The following is a 17,439-nucleotide window of genomic DNA, read 5'->3' as shown; positions in this document are numbered from 1 at the left end:
GTGGCGCGGTTCGTCCTGCTGCACGTGCGCGGCCCGGCGGTCCCCGACGGCGAGTCGGTCGGGGACCAGCCGGGCCTCGGCCAGCACTACGCGTTCCTGCAGCGGCGGCACGCGGCCGGCGAGCTCGTCGCCGCGGGTCCGTTCGAGGACACGGAGGGCAGCGGCATGACGATCCTCGACGTCGAGTCCCTCGAGGAGGCCGTGCGGCTGGCCACGCAGGACGACCGGTCCGTGGTCGACGGCGTGCTCGCGGTGACCGTCCGACCGTGGCGCGTGGTGCTGTCGCGGGACTGAGTCAGGTGGCGGCGCGGCGGACCGCGTCGACCGAGCGGGCGACGTCCTCGTCGTCGGTCGACCAGTTGCTCACCGAGACGCGCAGCACGTCGCGGCCCTGCCAGCGGGAGCCGGACATCCACGTCACCCCGTCGGCCAGCACGCGCGCGGTGACCTCGCGGGTGCGCTCGTCGCTGCCGAACGCGACGCTGACCTGCGTGAAGACGACGTCGTTGAGGATCTGCGCGCCCTCGATCGCGGCGATGCCGTCGGCGATCTGCCGGGCCCGCGCGACGAGGCCGTCGACCAGGTCCGCGACCCCGGAGCGACCCAGCGAGCGCAGCACCGCCCACACCGGCACCCCGCGCGCTCGCCGCGAGAGCTCGGGCACCTTCTCCATCGGGTCCCCCGATCCCTGGAAGGTCGCGAAGTAGTCGGCGTGCATGCCGAACGCCCGCCGAAGGGGCTCCGGGCGAGCGACGATCGCGAGGCCGCAGTCGTACGGAACGTTGAGCGTCTTGTGCGCGTCGGTGCCCCACGAGTCGGCCCGCTCGTAGCCGGTCAGCAACCCCCGCAGCCGCGGGGAGGCCGCCGCCCAGAGACCGAACGCGCCGTCCACGTGCACCCAGGCGCCGTGGTCGTGCGCCGCGTCGATGGCCTCGGCCATCGGGTCGGACGCGCCGGAGTGGAGATTGCCGGCCTGCAGGCACACGATCGTGGGGCCGTCGCCCAGGGCTCGTTCGAGCTCGCCGACGACGAGCCGCCCCTGCCGGTCGGCCGGCACGACCGTCGGCGCTCCCAGCCCCAGGTAGCGCAGCGCGAGGTCGACCGTCTCGTGGCGCTCCGCCCCCACGAGCACGCGGACGCGCGGCGCACCGGCCAGGCCGTCCCGGTCGAGGTCCCAGCCGACGTCCGTGAGCACCTGCTGGCGGGCGGCGGCCAGCCCGGTGAAGTTCGCCATCGTGGCGCTCGTGACGAACCCGACGTCGGCGCCGGCGGGCAGCCCGAGCAGGTCGAGCGCCCAGGCGCCGGCGGCCTCCTCGACTGCCACCACCCCCGGCGTCGAGTACCGCAAGGCCGTGTTCTGGTCCCACGCGCTGACCAGCCAGTCGGCGGCGAGCGCCGCGGGGTGCGTGCCGCCGATGACCCAGCCGAAGAACCGGCCCGACGGCATCCCCATCAGGCCCGGCTCGACGCCGGCCGCCAGCTCGTCGACCACGACCTCCGGGGCGGTCGGAGCGTCGGGCAGCGGTCCGCCGAGCACCGCGGCCAGGTCGTCGGCGTCGACGCGGGGGCGGACGGGGCGCTCCGGCAGGGACGTCAGCCACTCCCGCGCGTGGTGCGCCGCGCGCTCGAGCGCCGGGGAGAACGCCGGCCACCGTGCCGTCATCGCGCCAGCCTCCCAGAATGGCTGCCGTGAGGGCAGAGGAGTGCCGACGACGTTTCGTCGCGGCGGAGCGCGCGGTGCTGGCGACGAGCGGCGCGGACCAGCGGCCGCACCTGGTGCCCGTCACATTCGCGGTCGTCGGTGACGTGGTCGTGGTGAGCGTGGACCACAAGCCCAAGCGCAGCCCCGACCTGCGTCGGCTGCGGAACATCCGGGAGAACCCGTCGGTCTCCTTCCTCGTCGACCACTGGTCGCCGGACTGGTCCGAGCTCTGGTGGGTGCGCGCCGACGCCACCGCCGAGGTGGCCGACGGCCCTCCGACCGTCGCCGAGCTGGCGGCGCTGCAGGAGCGGTACCCGCCGTACCGGGAGCTGCCGCCGCCCGGCCCGGTGATCCGTGCGCTGGTGCGGCACTGGTCAGGATGGTCGGCGAACGGGTGAACGGGTGCGCCCGACAACCACCTCGCGGGTCGGCCGGCCGCGAAATCACCCGGTCGATTCGTCCGGCGGTGTCGGCGGATCGCGGGTTTGCCCCGGCCCGTCCCCCGGACGGACGCGTCGGCCCGTCACCAGTGTGAATACCGTCGAGGTCGGTGCCTGACCGTCCGTGCCAGGTCCAGCCCCCGATCTCGGCGAGGTCGCGGCAGCCGAGGAGGTGGACGTGGGCGCAGCGGGCAAGGACCCGCAGTGGCGGGATGCGGAGCGTTTCGCCGAGAGGCACGCCCGCACGGTCCTCGCGCGCACCGATGTCCGCGTCACACCGAGCGGGACACCGACCGAGCTCGACCTCATCGGGGCGGACTTCGCGGGCCGGGTCGAGCACCGGCGCAGCCCCGTCGGCCGCGACGACCTGGAGGACCTGCGGGCCGCTGCCGGCGCCTCCGTCGCGGTCTTCTATTCGCGCTCCGGCTACACCAAGACCGCGGTGCTCTGGGGGGAAGAGCACCGGATCGCCCTCTTCGGCTACACGGACACGGGGTACGCCGCGCCCGTGAACCAGTGCGCGGTCGAGCTCGTGCACCGCGGGGAGACCGAGAGCGAGCAGCACGTCCGGGTGGCCACGGAGCTGGTGGCCCGACGCGTGAACGCGGCCCGCCAGGCGGCCGAGCGGCGGGAGCGTGAGGCGCACGCCGAGGTGCTGCGCGCCGAGAACGAGGCCCGCGTGGTCGCCGAGCGACGCAGGGTCACGCGCGCCCGCTCTGAGACCCTGCTCGGCCGGACCGTCGTGCTCCTGCTGGCCATGCAGCTGGACCCCGACGCGCTCCGCCGCACGATCGAGCGACTCGCCCAGTCCACGCTGGTCAGCGCCGTGGCCGACTCCTCCGCCCGGATGTCGATGAGCGACCGCCCCCACGCCGTCGCGCTGGTGCGGTCGCTGTTCGACGACGCCGCCGCGGCCCTGGAGGTGCTGACGCCGACCGACGCCCGCGACACGGCGCACTACCGGGCCGCCCGCCAGAGCGTCGAGCACGCCCTCGACGCGCTCGACGGCGCGGGCGGCGCGGGGATCGTCGGGCACGTGGCCCCCGAGACCGTGGCGGCGCAGATGCGCCAGGCCGAGCGGTGCTGGCGGGCCCTGGTGGACGAGCTGGAGAAGGCCGTGCCCGAGCAGCCGGGACCGCTGGTCCCGTCGCAGCGCCGACCGCGGCACCTCTGGTCGACGGTCTAGTCAGGTCCGACGGGTGAGCGCGTCGACCAGCCGGGCGAGCCGGGTCACGACGTCGTCGAACCCCGAGGTCGCCCGCACCGTCGCCTCGTCCAGGTAGGTGTCCCGCCGGAGCTCGATCATGAGCGAGGCCACCCGGGCGTCGGTGCCGTAGTGCTTCAGCGGCACGTACGTCCCGGCGAACGGCGAGTCGAGCGCGACGTCCCAGCCCGCGAAGGCCTCGCGGGCGGCGGCGACGAGCCACGGCGGCGTGTGGAACGAGTCGGTGCCGAGGCAGACCTGCGGGCGCGGGGCGCGGGCGGCCGCGAGCTCGTACGGCAGCCGGGCCGACGGGTAGGAGTGCAGGTCGAGCAGGACCGCGCGACCGTGCTCGGCGAGCATCGCGTCCACCTCGGCGGTCACCGCGGCGGCGTGCGGGTGGAACCAGCGGTCGAGCACCGTCGGATCGACGGTGTCCCGCAGGACTGCGCCGTCGTGGGTCCGGGTGTAGACGGCACCCATGCCCACCGCGTTCATCGACTCGCGGTCGTCGGGGAACCGCTCGACGTCGACCACCAGCCGCGAGACGGGGGCGGCCAGGACGCGGTCCGACACCGCTCGGGCGAGCTCCTCGGTGAGGGAGTCGGTCATCAGGTCGAGCTCGCGGTCGAGGTCGGCTTCCGACAGCACGATCCCCGCCCGGACATCGGCGGGGATCGTGCGCGAGCTGTGCGGGACGTGCAGCAGGACGCTCGACGTCACCCGGCAGAACCCGTCGGCGCCGCGGACGGCGCAGGGACCCAGCGCTCGGTCGGCATGAGGATCCACAGGAGCGGATAGATCAGGAGCTGGCTGCCCGGTATGACGAACAGGACCAGCACGAACAAGAGTCGTGCGGGCCAGGGGTCGATGCCGAACCGTCGGCCCAGCCCGGCGCAGACGCCGCCCAGCACTCGGCCGTCGGCCGGCCGGACCAGGCCCTGGCGAGCCATGCTGTCGTGGATGGTGCCCATCGTCGTGCTCCTCTCGCGCCGGCCGCCGTCGACCGGACGCTCCCAGGATGCTCCCGGGCGTTGATCGACCGCATCGGTGATCGCCCGGATCCTGCCCCTGAGGCACGAGCCCGGCACCCTGGGCGGCGTCGCCGCGCCTACTTGTCGCCCTTGCCCTTGCCCTTGTTCTCGTCCTTGCCCTTCGCGGGGGGCTCGGGCTTCGGAGCGGGCGCAGGAGCAGCCTGCTCCGTCGCCGCCTGCTCCGCCGCCGCCTGCTCAGCGGCCGCCTGGTCCGCGGCGGCCTGGTCCGCGGCGGCCTGCGCGGCGGCGGCCTGCTCGGCCGCGACCCGGTCCCGCTCGGCCGTGATCTGCGCCTCGACCTGGTCGAGCGCGGCGTCGACCTCGCGGTAGCGGGCGGTCGACACCTCGTCGGCGTCGACGCCGGCGTCGAGCTCCGCGCGCGCCTCGGTGACCAGGCCGAGCGCGTCGTCCCAGCGCGCCTCGGCCGAGGCCTGGCTGACGGCGAGCACCGTGGCCTGCAGGGTGTGGGCACGGTCGGGGGCCAGGTCCGGACTGTTGCCGCACCCGGCGACGAGCAGACCGACGCCGAGCACCAGGACCAGCGCGCGCCTCACGGCTCGACGCTTTCCTGCAGCCGGGTGAGCGAGTCGCCCACGCTGCCGGGGACGGCCGGGTAGGACGGCGGGGCCGTCGGACCGGGTCCACCGGCCACCTGCCCGAGCAGCACCGCGCCGGCCGACAGGAGCACCACCGCGCCGGCGACGATCCCCCAGCGCGCGGACCGGGCGCGCGTCCGCCAGCCACGCGCCGGCGGGAGCTCGGCCTCGATCGCGGGCATCACCAGGGTCTCGGACGTCGGCGCGTCGGCGATCGGGGCGAGGGCGACCGCAACCTCCTGTGCGGTCGGCCGCTCGTCGGGCGCCAGGCGCGTCATCCGCGCGAGCACGTCACGGAGGTCCGGGCGCAGGTCGGTGGGCACCGCTGGCACCGAGGTCAGCCGGACCGTGGCGACCTCGGCGGGCGTGCCGGTGAAGGCTGCCTCGCCGGTCACGCACTCGAGCAGGACCAGGCCGAGCGAGTAGATGTCGCTCGCCGGGCCGAGCGCACCGCCCGCCGCCTGCTCGGGGCTCAGGTAGCTCATGGTGCCGAGCGTCATGCCCGTCAGGGTCAGCCGCGTGGCGCCGGCCAGCCGGGCGATGCCGAAGTCGGCCAGCTTGACCGCGTGCCCGCCGGGGCCGTCGTCGTCGAGCGCGTCTGGCGCCGTCAGCAGCACGTTCGCCGGCTTGATGTCGCGATGCACGATCTCCCGTGCGTGGACGACCGCGAGCGCCTCGGCCAGGTCCTTCCCGACGAGGGCCACCTGCTCGGCCCCGAGGGTGCCGCGCCGCAACCGCTCGGCGAGGGTGGGGCCGGCGACGAGCTCCATGACGAGGTACACCTGCTGCGACCCGTCGTCGCCGTGCACTGTGCCGGCGTCGTGCAGGACCACCAGGCCCGGGTGGCCCAGGGTCGCCAGCACGCGGATCTCGGCGCGGTTGCGCAGCAGGTCGTCGCCGTCGTCGTGCACCGGGGGGAACACCTTGACCGCCACGTCGCGCCCGAGCAGCAGGTCGCGCGCCTGGTAAACCGTCGCCATGCCACCCCGGCCGAGCACCCGGTCCAGCCGGTAGCGGCCGTCGAGCACCGTCGGACGGTCGTCGTCCGACGTCTCGGGGCGTGTCCCGGGGAGATGTTCCAGCACGTCGACCGACGCTAGGCCGTCCCAGAAGCGCCCGCACGCCGGGTGCGGGTGAGACCCCGCGAGCCGTACCGTCGGGTGCCATGACGGTTCCCGACCCCGCGGCGTTCAGCGCGGCATGGGCCAGCGCGTGGAACGCGCACGACCTCGACGCGCTGATGACCCACTTCCACGACGACGTCGTGTTCACCTCGCCGGTCGCCGCGCAGATCGTTCCCGGGTCCGGCGGGGTGGTGCGCGGCAAGGAAGCGCTGCGCGCCTACTGGAGCGAGGGGCTGCGACGGATCCCGGACCTCCGGTTCACCGTCGAGCGCGTGTTCGCCGGGGTGAGCGTGCTGGTGATCAGCTACCGCAACCAGCGCGGCAACCTGGTCGACGAGGTGCTCGTCTTCGCGGACGGTCTGGTGATCGAGGGACACGGCACGTACCTGGCCGGCGACGACAACCCGGCGGGAACCGCCTGACGATCCGGACGCAGATCGTCCGGAACCCGTCCTACGGTCGGCGCATGACGAAGACCGCACCCTGGTTCCCGCCGCTCGCCGGGACCGAGCTCGACCACCTCGTCGGCGCCCTCGACCGGCTCCGCACGACGTTCCGCTGGAAGGCCGACGGGCTCGACTCCGCCGGCCTCGCCCAGCACATCGGCGTCTCCGCCCTGACCCTCGGCGGCCTGCTCAAGCACCTCGCCGCGGTGGAGGACACCACGTTCCGCTGGAAGCTCGCCGGCCAGCACCCCGGCGAGATGTGGCAGCCGCAGACCTGGGGCGAGAACGACACCGAGCTCCTGTCGGCGGTCGACGACACGCCCGAGGAGCTCTACGCCGCGTGGGACGGCGCGGTCGGGCGGTCGCGGGACCGGTTGGCCGAGGCGCTGGAGAACGGCGGCCTGGACCAGCTCGGGCACGACGGCGACGACGACGGCAACCACGCGACCCTGCGTCGGCTGCTCTTCGACCTCATCGAGGAGTACGGCCGGCACACCGGCCACGCGGACCTGCTCCGCGAGGTGGTCGACGGGCGCGTCGGCGAGGACCCGCCGCTCGACTGGCGTCCGGTGTCCGGGGCTCCGCTCACGTGGATCCGCGAGTGGTGACGGGCTCCACCGTGGCCGACTCCGCGGACGACTCCGTGGCCGCCAGCATCCGGCGACCCAGCGCGCGGACGGTCGCCAGCAGCTCGGGACCGCCGACCACGCGGTAGTCCACGGGCACCGGCGCGAGCCGCTCGGCATACCAGTAGGGGTTGCTCGTCGTCCCCAGCAGGCGGCACGACGAGCCGTCGATCGGCTCCAGCCGACCGAGACCCCGCGGGAGCCAGTGCTGCACGCGGTGCGCCGGCGCCTGCAGGACGACGTCGACGGCGAACTCCCAGCCGGACGCCAGGTGCGCGTCGAGCTCCGCGACCGGGTCGAGGTCCGCGGGCGGCGTGAACGTCTGGTCGAGCAGGTCGACGCGCTCCACCCGGTCCACGCGGTACGCGCGACGGGCGTCGGACGCGACCGACCAGCAGAGCAGGTACCAGCGGCCGTGCCGGACGACGACCGCCCACGGGTCCACCTCGGTGTCCCACGCGTTGCCGCCCTCCGACCGGTACGCCACCCGCACGCGCCGGCGGGCGGCGCAGGCCTGCACGAGCGCCGTCGCCGTGCCGGGGTCCGGCCGCGCGGCGGCCCGGTCCGGAGCCGGGGCGGCGACGTCCCGGACGGCCCGCACGGGCGCCGCCACCGCCTCGGGCAACGCCCGCAGGATCTTGCCGATCGCGGTGCCGACCGGTTCGGTCGGGTCGTCGAGGTCGTGGTGCCCGTCCAGCACGGCCATCACCAGCGCCAGCGCCTCGGGCGCGGTGAGCATGAGCGGCGGCGGTCGCAGCCCGCGTCCCACCCGGTACCCCCCGTACGGGCCGCGCTCCGACACGATCGGGATGTCCGCCTCGCGCAGGGTGCCGACGTAGCGCCGCGCAGCCCGCTCCGAGACGCCGAGGGCGTCGGCGATCCGGTCGGCGGTGATGCCGGGGCTGGCCTGGATGAGCTCCAGCGCCGTCAGCGCGCGGGCTGTCGGGTTCCGGTTGCCGCTCATGGGCTCCCCCGTTTCCGGACGCCATCCGTCCGGAATCGACCCTAGGAGTAACGGCCTCGTTTCGCGACGAGGTCGTACCGACGACACCGTGGCGCCACGCCGAACGCCCGGCGTACCGTCGCAAGGGCACGATCACCGGACGTCGACGAGAGCGGGAGATCAACCATGAGCATGATGGCCGACATGATGAAGTCCATGCCGATGGGCACCACGGGCATGGAGATGCCGATGATGCAGGACTGCATCGAGGCGTGCTCGGCGGCCTCGATGGCGGCGACGATGTGCGCGGACGCCGACGGCGGCGAGGGCATGGGCCGATGTGCGTCCATGTGTATGAACACCGCGGACGTCGCCACGGCGATGATGCGGATGATGATGCGCCCGACCGGCTACGACATGGGCGTCATGACCTCGATGATGACGGCGTGCATGGCCATGGGCGAGGCGTGCGCGGCCGAGTGCTCGATGCACGCCGACATGTCCGAGCACTGCCGCATCTGCGCCGCGGCATGCATGGCGATGGTCGACGCGTGCAAGGCCGCGATGACCTCGATGCAGATGGCCTAGGCCGCCACGGGGCGCGCCGAGTACCACGCGCCCCCCAGAGCGACCACACCGGCGACCAGGTGCACCGCGACGGGCTCCCCGATCGCGGGCGCCGCCGTGGTCGCGAGGACGGCGAGGTGGCCGTCCAGCAGCGCGACGGTGAGGGTGCCCGGCTCGTGGCCGGACACCAGCCCGTCGCGCCAGGCGCTAGGTGAGGCGGTGGCGACGGCTTCCTGGATGGGAAGCAGGTCGATACGGGTGCGGTTCGGCACGTTCGTGCTCCATCGATCGTCTTGCGATGCCACTGTGTGGTCCGCACCGGCGCCGAGGGTTCTCCCCCGGGGCGAACGGTGACGGGCTGCGCCGCGGTGCGGCGGGACTGGTCCACACCCTCGGACCAGGCGGAACGCCTGCGGGGGAGCTCCTCAGAGCTGCGGGGACCGGTACGACAGAGTCGTCAGCGACACATTCGACAGCTACACCGGCGCGTCGACACGGCGTCGACGAGACCCTCGTGGCGCGGGGCCACGGGCGCGGTGCGGTCGATGGACATGTCACGAGTGTGCGACCGCGTCCACATGCTGTCAAGGCATCTCACATCTCGGACGGCGCGCGTCCGGGAGCGAGCGTCAGCCGACCGGGGCCTGGGCGAGCAGCCCGCGCAGGTGGGCGAGCAGCTCGCTTCGCGTGCTCAGTCCGAGCCGCTGGCGCATCCGTGCGACGTGGTGCTCGACGGTCTTCGGAGAGATGTACAGCCGCTCGGCGATCTGCCGGTACGTCTGACCGTCGACGACGAGGCGCGCGACCTCGAGCTCGCGGACGCTCAGCACAGGCTTGGCAGCGGGGCCCGATCCTGCGGCCCGCGCGCGACGGGGGGCTCGGGCCGCGGGCCGCGTCGGTCCGGGGTGCGGCGGCTCGATGCGCGGGGGCCGCAGCGCCCGCGCGAGCTGGAGCAGCCCGACCATGGACGCCCGGTCGGTGGTGCGCGCCGCCGCGTGCCCGACCAGCCGCGCGCCGTCCCACGCCATCCCCACGCCGGCCAGCCGCCGGGCGGCGCGCTCGACGGCGACGKGGTCCACGCGGGCGCCGAGAACCTGCAGCCAGACCCGGGCGGCGTCGGCGAGGACCCGGGCGTAGTGGCTGTCCCGGGCCGCCTCGGCCAGCGGCCGGGCGTGCCGGGCGATCCAGTCCGGGCGCTCGGCGACGATCGCGACCTGGATCCCGTACCAGTGGTGAGGCGCCGACCAGAGCACGGGCTGACCCAGCCCCTCGAGCAGGGTCGCGGCCTGCTCCAGGTGCGACGCCACCCGGGACGCCTCGTCCAGGCGTGCCGCGGCGACCGCGATCTCGCCGAGCGGGAGCAGCCCGAACAGGTCCGCCGGGCGACGCACGAGGGCATCGACCGCCGGCGGCCAGGCGTTGACCAGTGCCGCCAGGTCGTTGGACCGGCGAGCGACGCCGAGGGCGATCGCGCGCGCGACCAGCTCGTCGCGCGCGCCCCATCGGCCGCCGCAGGCCAGCTCCGCGAGGGCCAGCTCCTCGCTCGCCTCGTCGAGGCGCCCGGCGAGCATCGCCGTCCAGGCGAGCAGCAGACGGTGGCGCGGCTGCGCCACGGGGCCGCCCAGCCCGGACGCGACCGCCTCGCGCAGCGCCGTCGTCGCGTGAGCGCTCGCGCCGCAGTGCAGGGCGACGAGCGCGCCCAGCGCCGCGGGGGTGTCGGGCAGCAGCGCGCCGCGGCACCGGGTCCGCAGGACGGCGGCCGCCTCGAGCAGCGTCGACAGCGCGGCGGTGCCGTCGCCCTCGAGCGACTGCTGCACGCCACGGACCATCGCCTCGCGCGCGCCGTCCAGCAGGCTCGGCGGATGCTCCCCCACCGGCCAGTCGGAGAGCCGACCGTCGGGCCGCCCCGTCTGGAGCGCGACGAGCGACCACAGCTGCGCCGCCGCCGTGTCGCCGGCGTCCGCGAGCGGCCGGTAGACCGCGGCGGCGTGGCTCGCGAGGCCCTCGTACGCGAGCGCGGCGCCCAGCACCTGGGCGGCGTCCGCCGCGCGGCCGCCCGTCGCGTGCCCGAGCGCCTCGTCGGCGAGCCGGGTGGCCGTCTGCATGTCGCCGGCCAGCGCCGCCGCGCGGGCGCGTTCCACCACGAGGGCGTCGGCGTCACCGCCCGCGCTGGCCGCCTCGGCGAAGAGCCGCGCCGCGCGTGCCGGGTCCGTGTCGACGAGCTCGCGCGCGGCCCGCGTGCGCACCTCCGCGAGCGCGGCGTCGTGGACGTGCACGTCCGCCGTCCGCCCGACGATCTCGAGCGGGGCGTCTCCGCGGTCCCCGAGCGCTCCGAGCACGCCGTCGAGGACGAACGTGCGGCGCTCCGGGGCGGTGGTCAGCAGAACCGCCTCCCGCACGGCGGGCACGACCGAGCCGTCCGGGCGCAGCAGTCCGCTGACCTGCAGGTGCCCGAGGACCTCGACCAGCTCGGTCGGCGTGCGCTCGAGCACCGTGGTGAGCGCCCCGGGGTCGGGCGGTGCGCCGAGGCACAGCGCGAGCACGGCGTCCCGCAGCACCGGGAGCCAGGAGTCGTCGACGTTCGCGAGCCGCCGGACGGGGTCCCACGCCGCGAGGGCGCCCGACCGGTCCCACGGCTGCGGACCGGTGCCGCCGACCCCGTCGAGCATCGCGTCCAGGAGGCGCAGCACGCCGCCCGTCGACACCGTGAGCGCGTCGACCGCGGCCTCGTCGAGCTCGCGACCGAGGCGGTGGCGAGCGCGGGCGGCGACCTGGGAGCGGTCGAGCGGGTCGAGGCGGACGGTCGTGCCGCGGTCGTCGAACAGCTCGCGCAGCTCGCCGAGCCCGCGCTCGACCGGCCAGGGCCGGAAGGCGACCGCGACCTGCGCCCCGGGTCGGTGCGCCGCCTCGACGATGCGCCGCACCACGTCGTCGCCGAGGGCATGGACGTCGTCGACGATCAGCGGCGCACGGTCCGCGCGGTCGGGACCCACGTCCTCAGCGGTCGCGTACAGCGACCGCAGTGACGCGAGCGCGAGCGTCTTCCCGCTGCCTCCGGGACCGGTGACGGCGACCAGACGAGGTGCCCTCGGGTCGGCCCCCACGCTCCGGAGCAGTCGCTCGACCTGAACGACCCCACGCGCCCCCACGTCGTCCGCGTTCATGTGCTCATCCCCTACCGCACCGCTGCGAGCGGCACGCTGACGGCAACGCTCGTTGCCGGCGACCACAGCGATCGCGGGTCCCGCCCGACGAGTCGTCGGGCTCCCGCTCCTCCAGCGCCCCCGGCTCGGAGTCTCAAGATCGTGTTCTGTCGAGACGGGCCCGGCGACGATGCCTGGCCCTACCCCCACGGCATGATGCTCTCCCCCGCCGGACCCGCGCACCCTCTGTCCCGATTCGCCCCCATTTGCCGCCGGCGCGCCGGGCGCACCCCCCAGCCCGTATCGCTGCAGGTCATCGGGTCGATCCGGGTCGCGAGCCGGTGGGGCGGACGGGCGTGCCGCGTCGCCGATTTCACCCACTCCCCAGCGGACCGAGGGTGCCCGCGCCACCTGCACCCCCCAACCCGCCGCCTGCAGGAGGGGGGTCACCCCCGATGGGCCCCCGGACCGGCCTCCCTAGCGTCTGGATCACCGCACCGCGTTACCAGCCCAACGAAGGGAAGACCATGTCCAGCGTTGCGAGCACACTGCTCGACTTCATCCTCAACCTGCTGCGTGACCCGGAGACCGCCGAGGCCTTCGCCAGGGATCCGCAGGGCACGCTCGAGGATCACGGTCTCGGCGACATCACGTCCGTCGACTTCGACGACATCATGCCTGTGCTGATGGACGCCTCGCCGTCGAGCTTCGACCGCGCCTACTCCACCGGCGGCAACTCGCTCAGCGCGGCCCAGTCGTCCTCGGGCGGCGGCGGCTCGGCGGGCGGCGGTGGCTCGTCCGGCGGTGGCGCCGAGGCGGCCTCGTTCGCCGCGGGCAGCAGCAGCGTCGGCGTGAGCGCGGTCATCCCGCAGCTCCAGCAGGTGTTCCAGACCTATACGTACAACACGTCGACCATCGACGACCGCGACACCATCGTCGACTCGTCGGTGAACCAGAACATCTGGGCCGACGGAGACGTGGACCAGATGTTCGACCTCGACACCGTGACCGCGTCGGGCGGCGGCGTGGCAGCCGGCCGCGACCTGTCGGGGACCGCCGTCATCGGCGACGGCAACATCACGGGCGACGACAACACGGTCGGCAACACGAACAACTCCAACCAGGGCAACACGAGCGACTCGTACAACCCGAGCGACTCCTACAACGACAACTCCGACAACTCTGACCGGTCCGACAACTCCGACGACGACGGCGTCGACAACGACAACTCGCACAACGACAGCTCGACGGACGACCACTCGGACAACTCCGATAACTCGGACAACTCTGATAACTCCGACAACTCCGATGACGACGGGTTCGACATCGACAACTCGGGCAACGACAGCTCCACGGACGACCACACCGACAACTCGGACAACTCCGACAACTCCGATGACGACGGCATCGACGTCGACAACTCCGGCAACGACAGCTCGACGACCGACAACTCCTCGACCGACAACTCCGATAACTCCGACAACTCTGATAACTCCAACAACTCGGACAACTCCGATAACTCGGACGACGACGGGTTCGACGTCGACAACTCGGGCAACGACAGCTCGACGAACGACAACTCCGTCACCGACAACTCGGATAACTCCGATAACTCGGATGACGACGGGTTCGACGTCGACAGCTCCGGCAACGACTCGTCGACGGACAACTCCGACGACGACTTCATCGACGACGACAGCTCGTACACGGACGCGTCCGACGACGACTTCGTCGATGTCGACGTCTGACCAGTGAGAACCCGACCGGTCCGGGGCACCCTGGCCCCGGATCGGTCGCTCTCGCGCCCCGCACCGGGCGGGCGAACCCGAGGAGCTGCTGTGCTGCCACTGATGGATCTGCTCGACCGCGCCGAGGCGCTCTCGACCGACGCCGACCGCGTCGACCTGCTCGGCCGCCTGCGGCAGGCGCGCCGGCGCCTGCAGGACCCGCACGTGCGGGTGCTCGTCGTCGGGGAGCTCAAGCAGGGCAAGAGCCAGCTGGTCAACGCCCTGGTGAACGCGCCCGTGTGCCCCGTGGACGACGACGTGGCGACCTCCGTGACCACGGTCGTGGGATGGTCCGCCGCGCCGACGGCCGTGCTGCTCGGCATCCCCGCCGACGCCGACGGCACGCCCGACCTGGACCCGGCGCGCCTGCGCCGGACCACGGTGCCCATCGACTCGCACGCCCGGTGCGTGGCCGAGCGGCGGGCGCCGGACGGCTCGACGGTCGACTGCTCCGAGGTGGGGCTGCCGCGGCACGTGCTGGCCGGCGGGCTGGTGCTCGTCGACACCCCCGGCGTGGGCGGGATCGGTTCGGCGGACGGCGCCGCGACGATGGCCGCCCTGCCGTCGGCGGACGCGGTCCTGCTCGTCTCCGACGCGGGTCAGGAGTACTCGGCCCCCGAGGTCGAGTTCCTCCAGCAGGCGCTCAAGGTGTGCCCGAACGTCGCGTGCGTGCTCACCAAGACGGACCTGTACCCGCACTGGCGCGCCGTGGCCGACCTCGACCGCCGGCACCTGCAGCACGCGGGCGTGCGGGCGCCGCTGATCCCGGTGTCCTCGACGCTCCGGCTGCTCGCCGCGCGGCGCCAGGACCGGGACCTGCACGACGAGTCGGGCTTCCCGGAGCTCGTCCGCTACCTGCGCGACGAGGTCGTCGACAACGCGGGCGTGCTGGCCCGGCGCTCGGTCGCGCACGACGTCGTCACCGTCACCGACCACCTGCTCATGGCCAGCCGCGCCCAGCTCTCGGCCCTGGAGGACCCGGCCAGCGGGGAGAGCATCATCGCGGGCCTGCAGACCGGCCGGCAGAACGCGGGCGACCTGCGGCGGCGCAGCGCGCGCTGGCAACAGCTCCTCCAGGACGGCACGACCGACCTGACCGCGGACATCGAGTACGACCTGCGGGACCGGTTGCGCCGCATCAGCCGCGAGGCCGAAGAGGCCATCGACGGCGGCGACCCGGGCGCCGTGTGGGACGAGTTCGACGAGTGGCTCTCGCAGCGCATCCGGGCCACGGTCGCGGCGAACTTCGTCTGGGCGCACGAGCGCGCGCAGTGGCTCGCCGCGCAGGTCGCGGGCCAGTTCGACGCCACCGACGTCGCGCTCCCGGAGCTCCTGCAGGGCGACGACGGCGAGGCGCTCGACCTGGTCGCCCGGCTCGAGCGGGTCCGCGTCGAGCCCGTGTCGCGCATGCAGAAGACGCTCATCGCGCTCCGCGGCTCCTACGGCGGCGTGCTCATGTTCGGCATGGTCACCGCGATCGCGCTCGGCATGTCGATCGTGAACCCCATCTCGGTCGGCGTCGGCGTCATCCTCGGTGGGCGCGCCTACCGCGAGGACAAGGCCAATCGCGTCCGCCGTCGCCAGGCCGAGGCCAAGGCCGTCGTCAAGAGGCACCTCGACGAGGTGGTGTTCCAGGTGAACAAGGACTCCAAGGACCGGCTGCGGCGGCTCCAGCGGGTGCTGCGCGACCACTTCACCACCCGCGCCGACGAGCTCGTGCGCTCGCTGGACGAGTCGATCCGGTTCACCCGTGAGGCGACCCGGACGGTCGGCGGCGACCGCGCCGTCACGCTCGGGGGGCTGCGGGAGCGCGTCGCCGAGCTCGAACAGCTGCGCGCCGACGCGGAGCGGTACGGGCTGCCCGCACTCGAGGCGGTGCCGGCATGACCGGCGACGACACGCGCCTCCCGGCCACGGGACGCCGGCGGCGGCAGCGCGGGCCGGGCGACCCGGACGGGGCGCTGCGCCCGACGGCGCGCCGCACCCGCGAGCTCCTGCAGGTCGCCCTGGACGCATACGCGCAGGACCCGGTCGCCGCAGGCACCCTGCACGGGCTGCTGGACCGCTTCGAGCGACCGTTGACCGTCGGCCTCGCGGGCATGATCAAGTCCGGCAAGTCGACGCTGCTCAACGCGCTGGCGGGCGCGCGCATCGCCGCGTCGGACGCGACCGAGTGCACCCGGACCGTCACCTGGTACCGGTACGGCGACTCACCCCGCGTCGACGTGCACCCGCGCTCGGGCCGCCCGTGGGAGAGCGCGGCGATGGCCGGCCGGACCGGCCTCGAGATCGACCTGCGCGGCGCGCCCGCGGACGAGATCGACCACGTCGACGTCTCCTGGCCCGCGCCGGCGCTGCGCGGGCTCACGCTGGTCGACACGCCCGGCCTGGACTCGCTGTCCGGCATCGCGTCGCGCCGGTCCCACGAGTTCCTCGCCAACGGCGCGGCCACGTCGGCGATCGACGTGGTGGTCTACCTCATGCGGCAGGTCCGGCGCTCCGACGTCCGCTACCTCCAGGACCTCGCCCGTCTGCGGGGCGAGGACGCGGTCGCGAGCACGATCGCCGTCGTGGCGCGTGCCGACGAGGTGGGTGCCGGTCGCATCGACGCCCTGGTGTCCGCCGACCGCCTGGCGCAGCGCCACCGCCAGAACCCGGACCTGGCCTCGCTGTGCGGCATCGCCCTCCCGGCGGCCGGGCTGCTCGCCGAGACGGCCCAGACGCTGCGCCCCAGCGAGGTCGCGGACCTCCGCGCGCTCGCCGGGCTGGACCGGACGGTCGTCGAGGGGCTGCTGCTGTCGGTGGACCGCTTCCGCCGACCGTCCCTGTCGGTGCCCGTCTCCGCCGACGCGCGCGCGGACCTGCTCGACCGCCTCGGCATGTTCGGCGTGCGCACGTGCTTGGCGCTGCTGCGCGGCAACCACCTGGACGTCCCCGGCCTGGCCGGCGAGCTCACGCGCCGCAGCGGCGTGGAGGAGCTGCGCCGGCAGCTCGACGGCGCCGTCGAGCGTCGCGACCAGCGCCTCGCGCAGGACGCTCTCGTGCAGCTCCTGGACCTCGTGGAGCGCGACGGCCGCGTCCCCGACGTGGCGAGCGCGGCGCGCGAGCTGCTGGGCGCACCGTCGCCTCGGGAGGTCAGCGTCGGCGCCGCACGTCCTTGAACCACCGGCCGGCCGGGCGCAGGGACAGGACGACCGAGCCGAGCAGGGCGAGCACCGCCTGCGCGAGCATCGCGACCCGGTTGAGGTCTTGCATCGGCGAGACGTCGGGGTCCGCGATGACGTCCTGCAGCAGCAGCACCGTCAGGCCGCCCAGGATCCCGAGGATGATCAGGCCCCAGCGCGCTCCCCCGTGCCCACCCGCCGTGCGCACCACCAGCACGAGGTGCACCAGCCAGACGAGGGCCAGTCCCCCGACCACGACCCAGACGAGCACGTTCGCGGCGTCCTGAGCGGTCCCGAGCGTGGTCGTCGGGTCCGCCTTCATCACCTCGGCCGCGAAGCGGTCCCGCAACGCGGGCTGCGACCGGACGATGGACCCGGCGGCGAGCAGCCCGGCCGCCAGGCTGCCGACCCACAGGCCCAACCCGGTCGAGACGATGCTCGGCATGGGCGGCGCGGCGGTCGTCGCGACGAAGCCGACCCCGCCGAGCTCCGGTCGGGGCGGCGGTCCGTCGCCGGCCGGGTCCTCCTGCGGCAGCGGCTCCTCGGGCATCGCGGCCGCGTCGGGGACGGCCGCCTCCGTCGGCTCGGGCGACGTCGTGCGGCCCTCCGGCTCACGCGCGGCCGCCTCAGGCATGAGGCTCAGGCTAGTCGGGCGGACATGCAGCC

18 protein-coding genes are annotated in these 17,439 nt (G+C 74.3%); 9 read left to right on the top strand and 9 right to left on the bottom strand.

The features are described 5' to 3' along the window. Window positions 1-294, top strand: coding sequence for a YciI family protein (locus tag AC1DYZ_RS08760; protein ID WP_477064819.1), 294 nt, complete (start codon window positions 1-3; stop codon window positions 292-294). A gap of 1 nt (window position 295) precedes the next feature. On the opposite strand, the gene AC1DYZ_RS08755 is transcribed toward AC1DYZ_RS08760, so the two are convergent. After that, a complete protein-coding gene (locus tag AC1DYZ_RS08755) occupies window positions 296-1,663 on the bottom strand; it encodes a pyridoxal phosphate-dependent decarboxylase family protein (RefSeq protein WP_477064818.1) in 1,368 nt (455 codons plus the stop codon). Window positions 1,664-1,689: 26 nt separating this feature from the next. On the opposite strand from AC1DYZ_RS08755, the gene AC1DYZ_RS08750 reads away from it, so the two are divergent. Further along, a complete protein-coding gene (locus AC1DYZ_RS08750) occupies window positions 1,690-2,100 on the top strand; it encodes a TIGR03668 family PPOX class F420-dependent oxidoreductase (RefSeq protein ID WP_477064817.1) in 411 nt (136 codons plus the stop codon). Window positions 2,101-2,266: 166 nt separating this feature from the next. Then, the gene (locus AC1DYZ_RS08745; RefSeq protein ID WP_477064816.1) at window positions 2,267-3,328 is read left to right on the top strand and encodes a hypothetical protein; all 1,062 of its coding nucleotides are present in this window, start codon (window positions 2,267-2,269) and stop codon (window positions 3,326-3,328) included. Here AC1DYZ_RS08745 and AC1DYZ_RS08740 read toward each other — a convergent pair whose 3' ends face one another. The 4 genes from AC1DYZ_RS08740 to AC1DYZ_RS08725 all read right to left on the bottom strand — a co-directional run bounded on the left by AC1DYZ_RS08740 (window position 3,329) and on the right by AC1DYZ_RS08725 (window position 6,058). After that, window positions 3,329-4,066: an N-formylglutamate amidohydrolase gene (locus AC1DYZ_RS08740; RefSeq protein WP_477064815.1), complete on the bottom strand. Its 738-nt coding sequence runs from the start codon at window positions 4,064-4,066 to the stop codon at window positions 3,329-3,331. It abuts the gene before it with no gap. Next, entirely contained in the window at window positions 4,063-4,317 is a 255-nt protein-coding gene (locus AC1DYZ_RS08735) for a PspC domain-containing protein (RefSeq protein ID WP_477064814.1), read from the bottom strand. Before AC1DYZ_RS08735 ends, AC1DYZ_RS08740 begins: the two co-directional genes overlap by 4 nt. A gap of 137 nt (window positions 4,318-4,454) precedes the next feature. After that, window positions 4,455-4,931: a mucin-associated surface protein gene (locus tag AC1DYZ_RS08730; RefSeq protein WP_477064813.1), complete on the bottom strand. Its 477-nt coding sequence runs from the start codon at window positions 4,929-4,931 to the stop codon at window positions 4,455-4,457. Next, window positions 4,928-6,058, bottom strand: coding sequence for a serine/threonine-protein kinase (locus AC1DYZ_RS08725; protein WP_477064812.1), 1,131 nt, complete (start codon window positions 6,056-6,058; stop codon window positions 4,928-4,930). The genes AC1DYZ_RS08730 and AC1DYZ_RS08725 overlap by 4 nt, the downstream gene beginning before the upstream one ends. 80 nt (window positions 6,059-6,138) lie before the next feature. Between AC1DYZ_RS08725 and AC1DYZ_RS08720 the strand changes: the two genes are divergently transcribed. Next, complete coding sequence (locus AC1DYZ_RS08720) at window positions 6,139-6,519, top strand: nuclear transport factor 2 family protein (RefSeq protein ID WP_477064811.1); 381 nt, start codon at window positions 6,139-6,141, stop codon at window positions 6,517-6,519. Between the two features lie 44 nt (window positions 6,520-6,563). Beyond that, window positions 6,564-7,151 carry a mycothiol transferase gene (locus tag AC1DYZ_RS08715; protein ID WP_477064810.1) on the top strand — a complete coding sequence of 196 codons (588 nt, stop codon included), beginning with the start codon at window positions 6,564-6,566 and terminating at the stop codon, window positions 7,149-7,151. On the opposite strand, the gene AC1DYZ_RS08710 is transcribed toward AC1DYZ_RS08715, so the two are convergent. Beyond that, on the bottom strand, window positions 7,129-8,133 hold the full coding sequence (locus AC1DYZ_RS08710; RefSeq protein ID WP_477064809.1) for a helix-turn-helix transcriptional regulator: 1,005 nt from the start codon (window positions 8,131-8,133) through the stop codon (window positions 7,129-7,131). The genes AC1DYZ_RS08715 and AC1DYZ_RS08710 overlap by 23 nt on opposite strands. A 165-nt stretch (window positions 8,134-8,298) precedes the next feature. Here AC1DYZ_RS08710 and AC1DYZ_RS08705 point away from each other — a divergent pair, with 165 nt between their 5' ends. After that, a complete protein-coding gene (locus AC1DYZ_RS08705; RefSeq protein ID WP_477064808.1) occupies window positions 8,299-8,700 on the top strand; it encodes a four-helix bundle copper-binding protein in 402 nt (133 codons plus the stop codon). Here AC1DYZ_RS08705 and AC1DYZ_RS08700 read toward each other — a convergent pair. After that, window positions 8,697-8,951: a nuclease gene (locus tag AC1DYZ_RS08700; RefSeq protein ID WP_477064807.1), complete on the bottom strand. Its 255-nt coding sequence runs from the start codon at window positions 8,949-8,951 to the stop codon at window positions 8,697-8,699. The two genes, AC1DYZ_RS08705 and AC1DYZ_RS08700, sit on opposite strands and share 4 nt — an antisense overlap. Before the next feature lie 357 nt (window positions 8,952-9,308). Further along, a complete protein-coding gene (locus AC1DYZ_RS08695) occupies window positions 9,309-11,843 on the bottom strand; it encodes a helix-turn-helix transcriptional regulator (RefSeq protein ID WP_477064806.1) in 2,535 nt (844 codons plus the stop codon). Between the two features lie 506 nt (window positions 11,844-12,349). Here AC1DYZ_RS08695 and AC1DYZ_RS08690 point away from each other — a divergent pair. The 3 genes from AC1DYZ_RS08690 to AC1DYZ_RS08680 all read left to right on the top strand — a co-directional run bounded on the left by AC1DYZ_RS08690 (window position 12,350) and on the right by AC1DYZ_RS08680 (window position 16,770). After that, on the top strand, window positions 12,350-13,570 hold the full coding sequence (locus tag AC1DYZ_RS08690; RefSeq protein WP_477064805.1) for an IniB N-terminal domain-containing protein: 1,221 nt from the start codon (window positions 12,350-12,352) through the stop codon (window positions 13,568-13,570). 102 nt (window positions 13,571-13,672) lie between these two features. Further along, complete coding sequence (locus tag AC1DYZ_RS08685) at window positions 13,673-15,496, top strand: dynamin family protein (RefSeq protein ID WP_477064804.1); 1,824 nt, start codon at window positions 13,673-13,675, stop codon at window positions 15,494-15,496. Then, window positions 15,493-16,770: a dynamin family protein gene (locus tag AC1DYZ_RS08680; protein ID WP_477064803.1), complete on the top strand. Its 1,278-nt coding sequence runs from the start codon at window positions 15,493-15,495 to the stop codon at window positions 16,768-16,770. The genes AC1DYZ_RS08685 and AC1DYZ_RS08680 overlap by 4 nt, the downstream gene beginning before the upstream one ends. On the opposite strand, the gene AC1DYZ_RS08675 is transcribed toward AC1DYZ_RS08680, so the two are convergent. Next, window positions 16,745-17,407, bottom strand: coding sequence for a hypothetical protein (locus AC1DYZ_RS08675; RefSeq protein WP_477064802.1), 663 nt, complete (start codon window positions 17,405-17,407; stop codon window positions 16,745-16,747). The two genes, AC1DYZ_RS08680 and AC1DYZ_RS08675, sit on opposite strands and share 26 nt — an antisense overlap. Window positions 17,408-17,439: the final 32 nt, after the last annotated feature.

The organism is Cellulomonas sp. P1_C4 (assembly GCF_056406355.1).
The sequence above is the reverse complement of the archived record's forward strand: the minus strand, read 5'-3'. Positions and strand labels throughout refer to the sequence as shown.

Excerpts from the sequence above, each read along its gene's own strand:
- AC1DYZ_RS08690 (WP_477064805.1), top strand. The coding sequence starts at position 12,350 with ATGTCCAGCGTTGCGAGCACACTGCTCGACTTCATCCTCAACCTGCTG.
- AC1DYZ_RS08675 (WP_477064802.1), bottom strand. The coding sequence starts at position 17,407 with ATGCCTGAGGCGGCCGCGCGTGAGCCGGAGGGCCGCACGACGTCGCCC.
- AC1DYZ_RS08685 (WP_477064804.1), top strand. The coding sequence starts at position 13,673 with ATGGATCTGCTCGACCGCGCCGAGGCGCTCTCGACCGACGCCGACCGC.
- AC1DYZ_RS08705 (WP_477064808.1), top strand. The coding sequence starts at position 8,299 with ATGAGCATGATGGCCGACATGATGAAGTCCATGCCGATGGGCACCACG.
- AC1DYZ_RS08755 (WP_477064818.1), bottom strand. The coding sequence starts at position 1,663 with ATGACGGCACGGTGGCCGGCGTTCTCCCCGGCGCTCGAGCGCGCGGCG.
- AC1DYZ_RS08735 (WP_477064814.1), bottom strand. The coding sequence starts at position 4,317 with ATGGGCACCATCCACGACAGCATGGCTCGCCAGGGCCTGGTCCGGCCG.
- AC1DYZ_RS08710 (WP_477064809.1), bottom strand. The coding sequence starts at position 8,133 with ATGAGCGGCAACCGGAACCCGACAGCCCGCGCGCTGACGGCGCTGGAG.
- AC1DYZ_RS08715 (WP_477064810.1), top strand. The coding sequence starts at position 6,564 with ATGACGAAGACCGCACCCTGGTTCCCGCCGCTCGCCGGGACCGAGCTC.
- AC1DYZ_RS08680 (WP_477064803.1), top strand. The coding sequence starts at position 15,493 with ATGACCGGCGACGACACGCGCCTCCCGGCCACGGGACGCCGGCGGCGG.
- AC1DYZ_RS08720 (WP_477064811.1), top strand. The coding sequence starts at position 6,139 with ATGACGGTTCCCGACCCCGCGGCGTTCAGCGCGGCATGGGCCAGCGCG.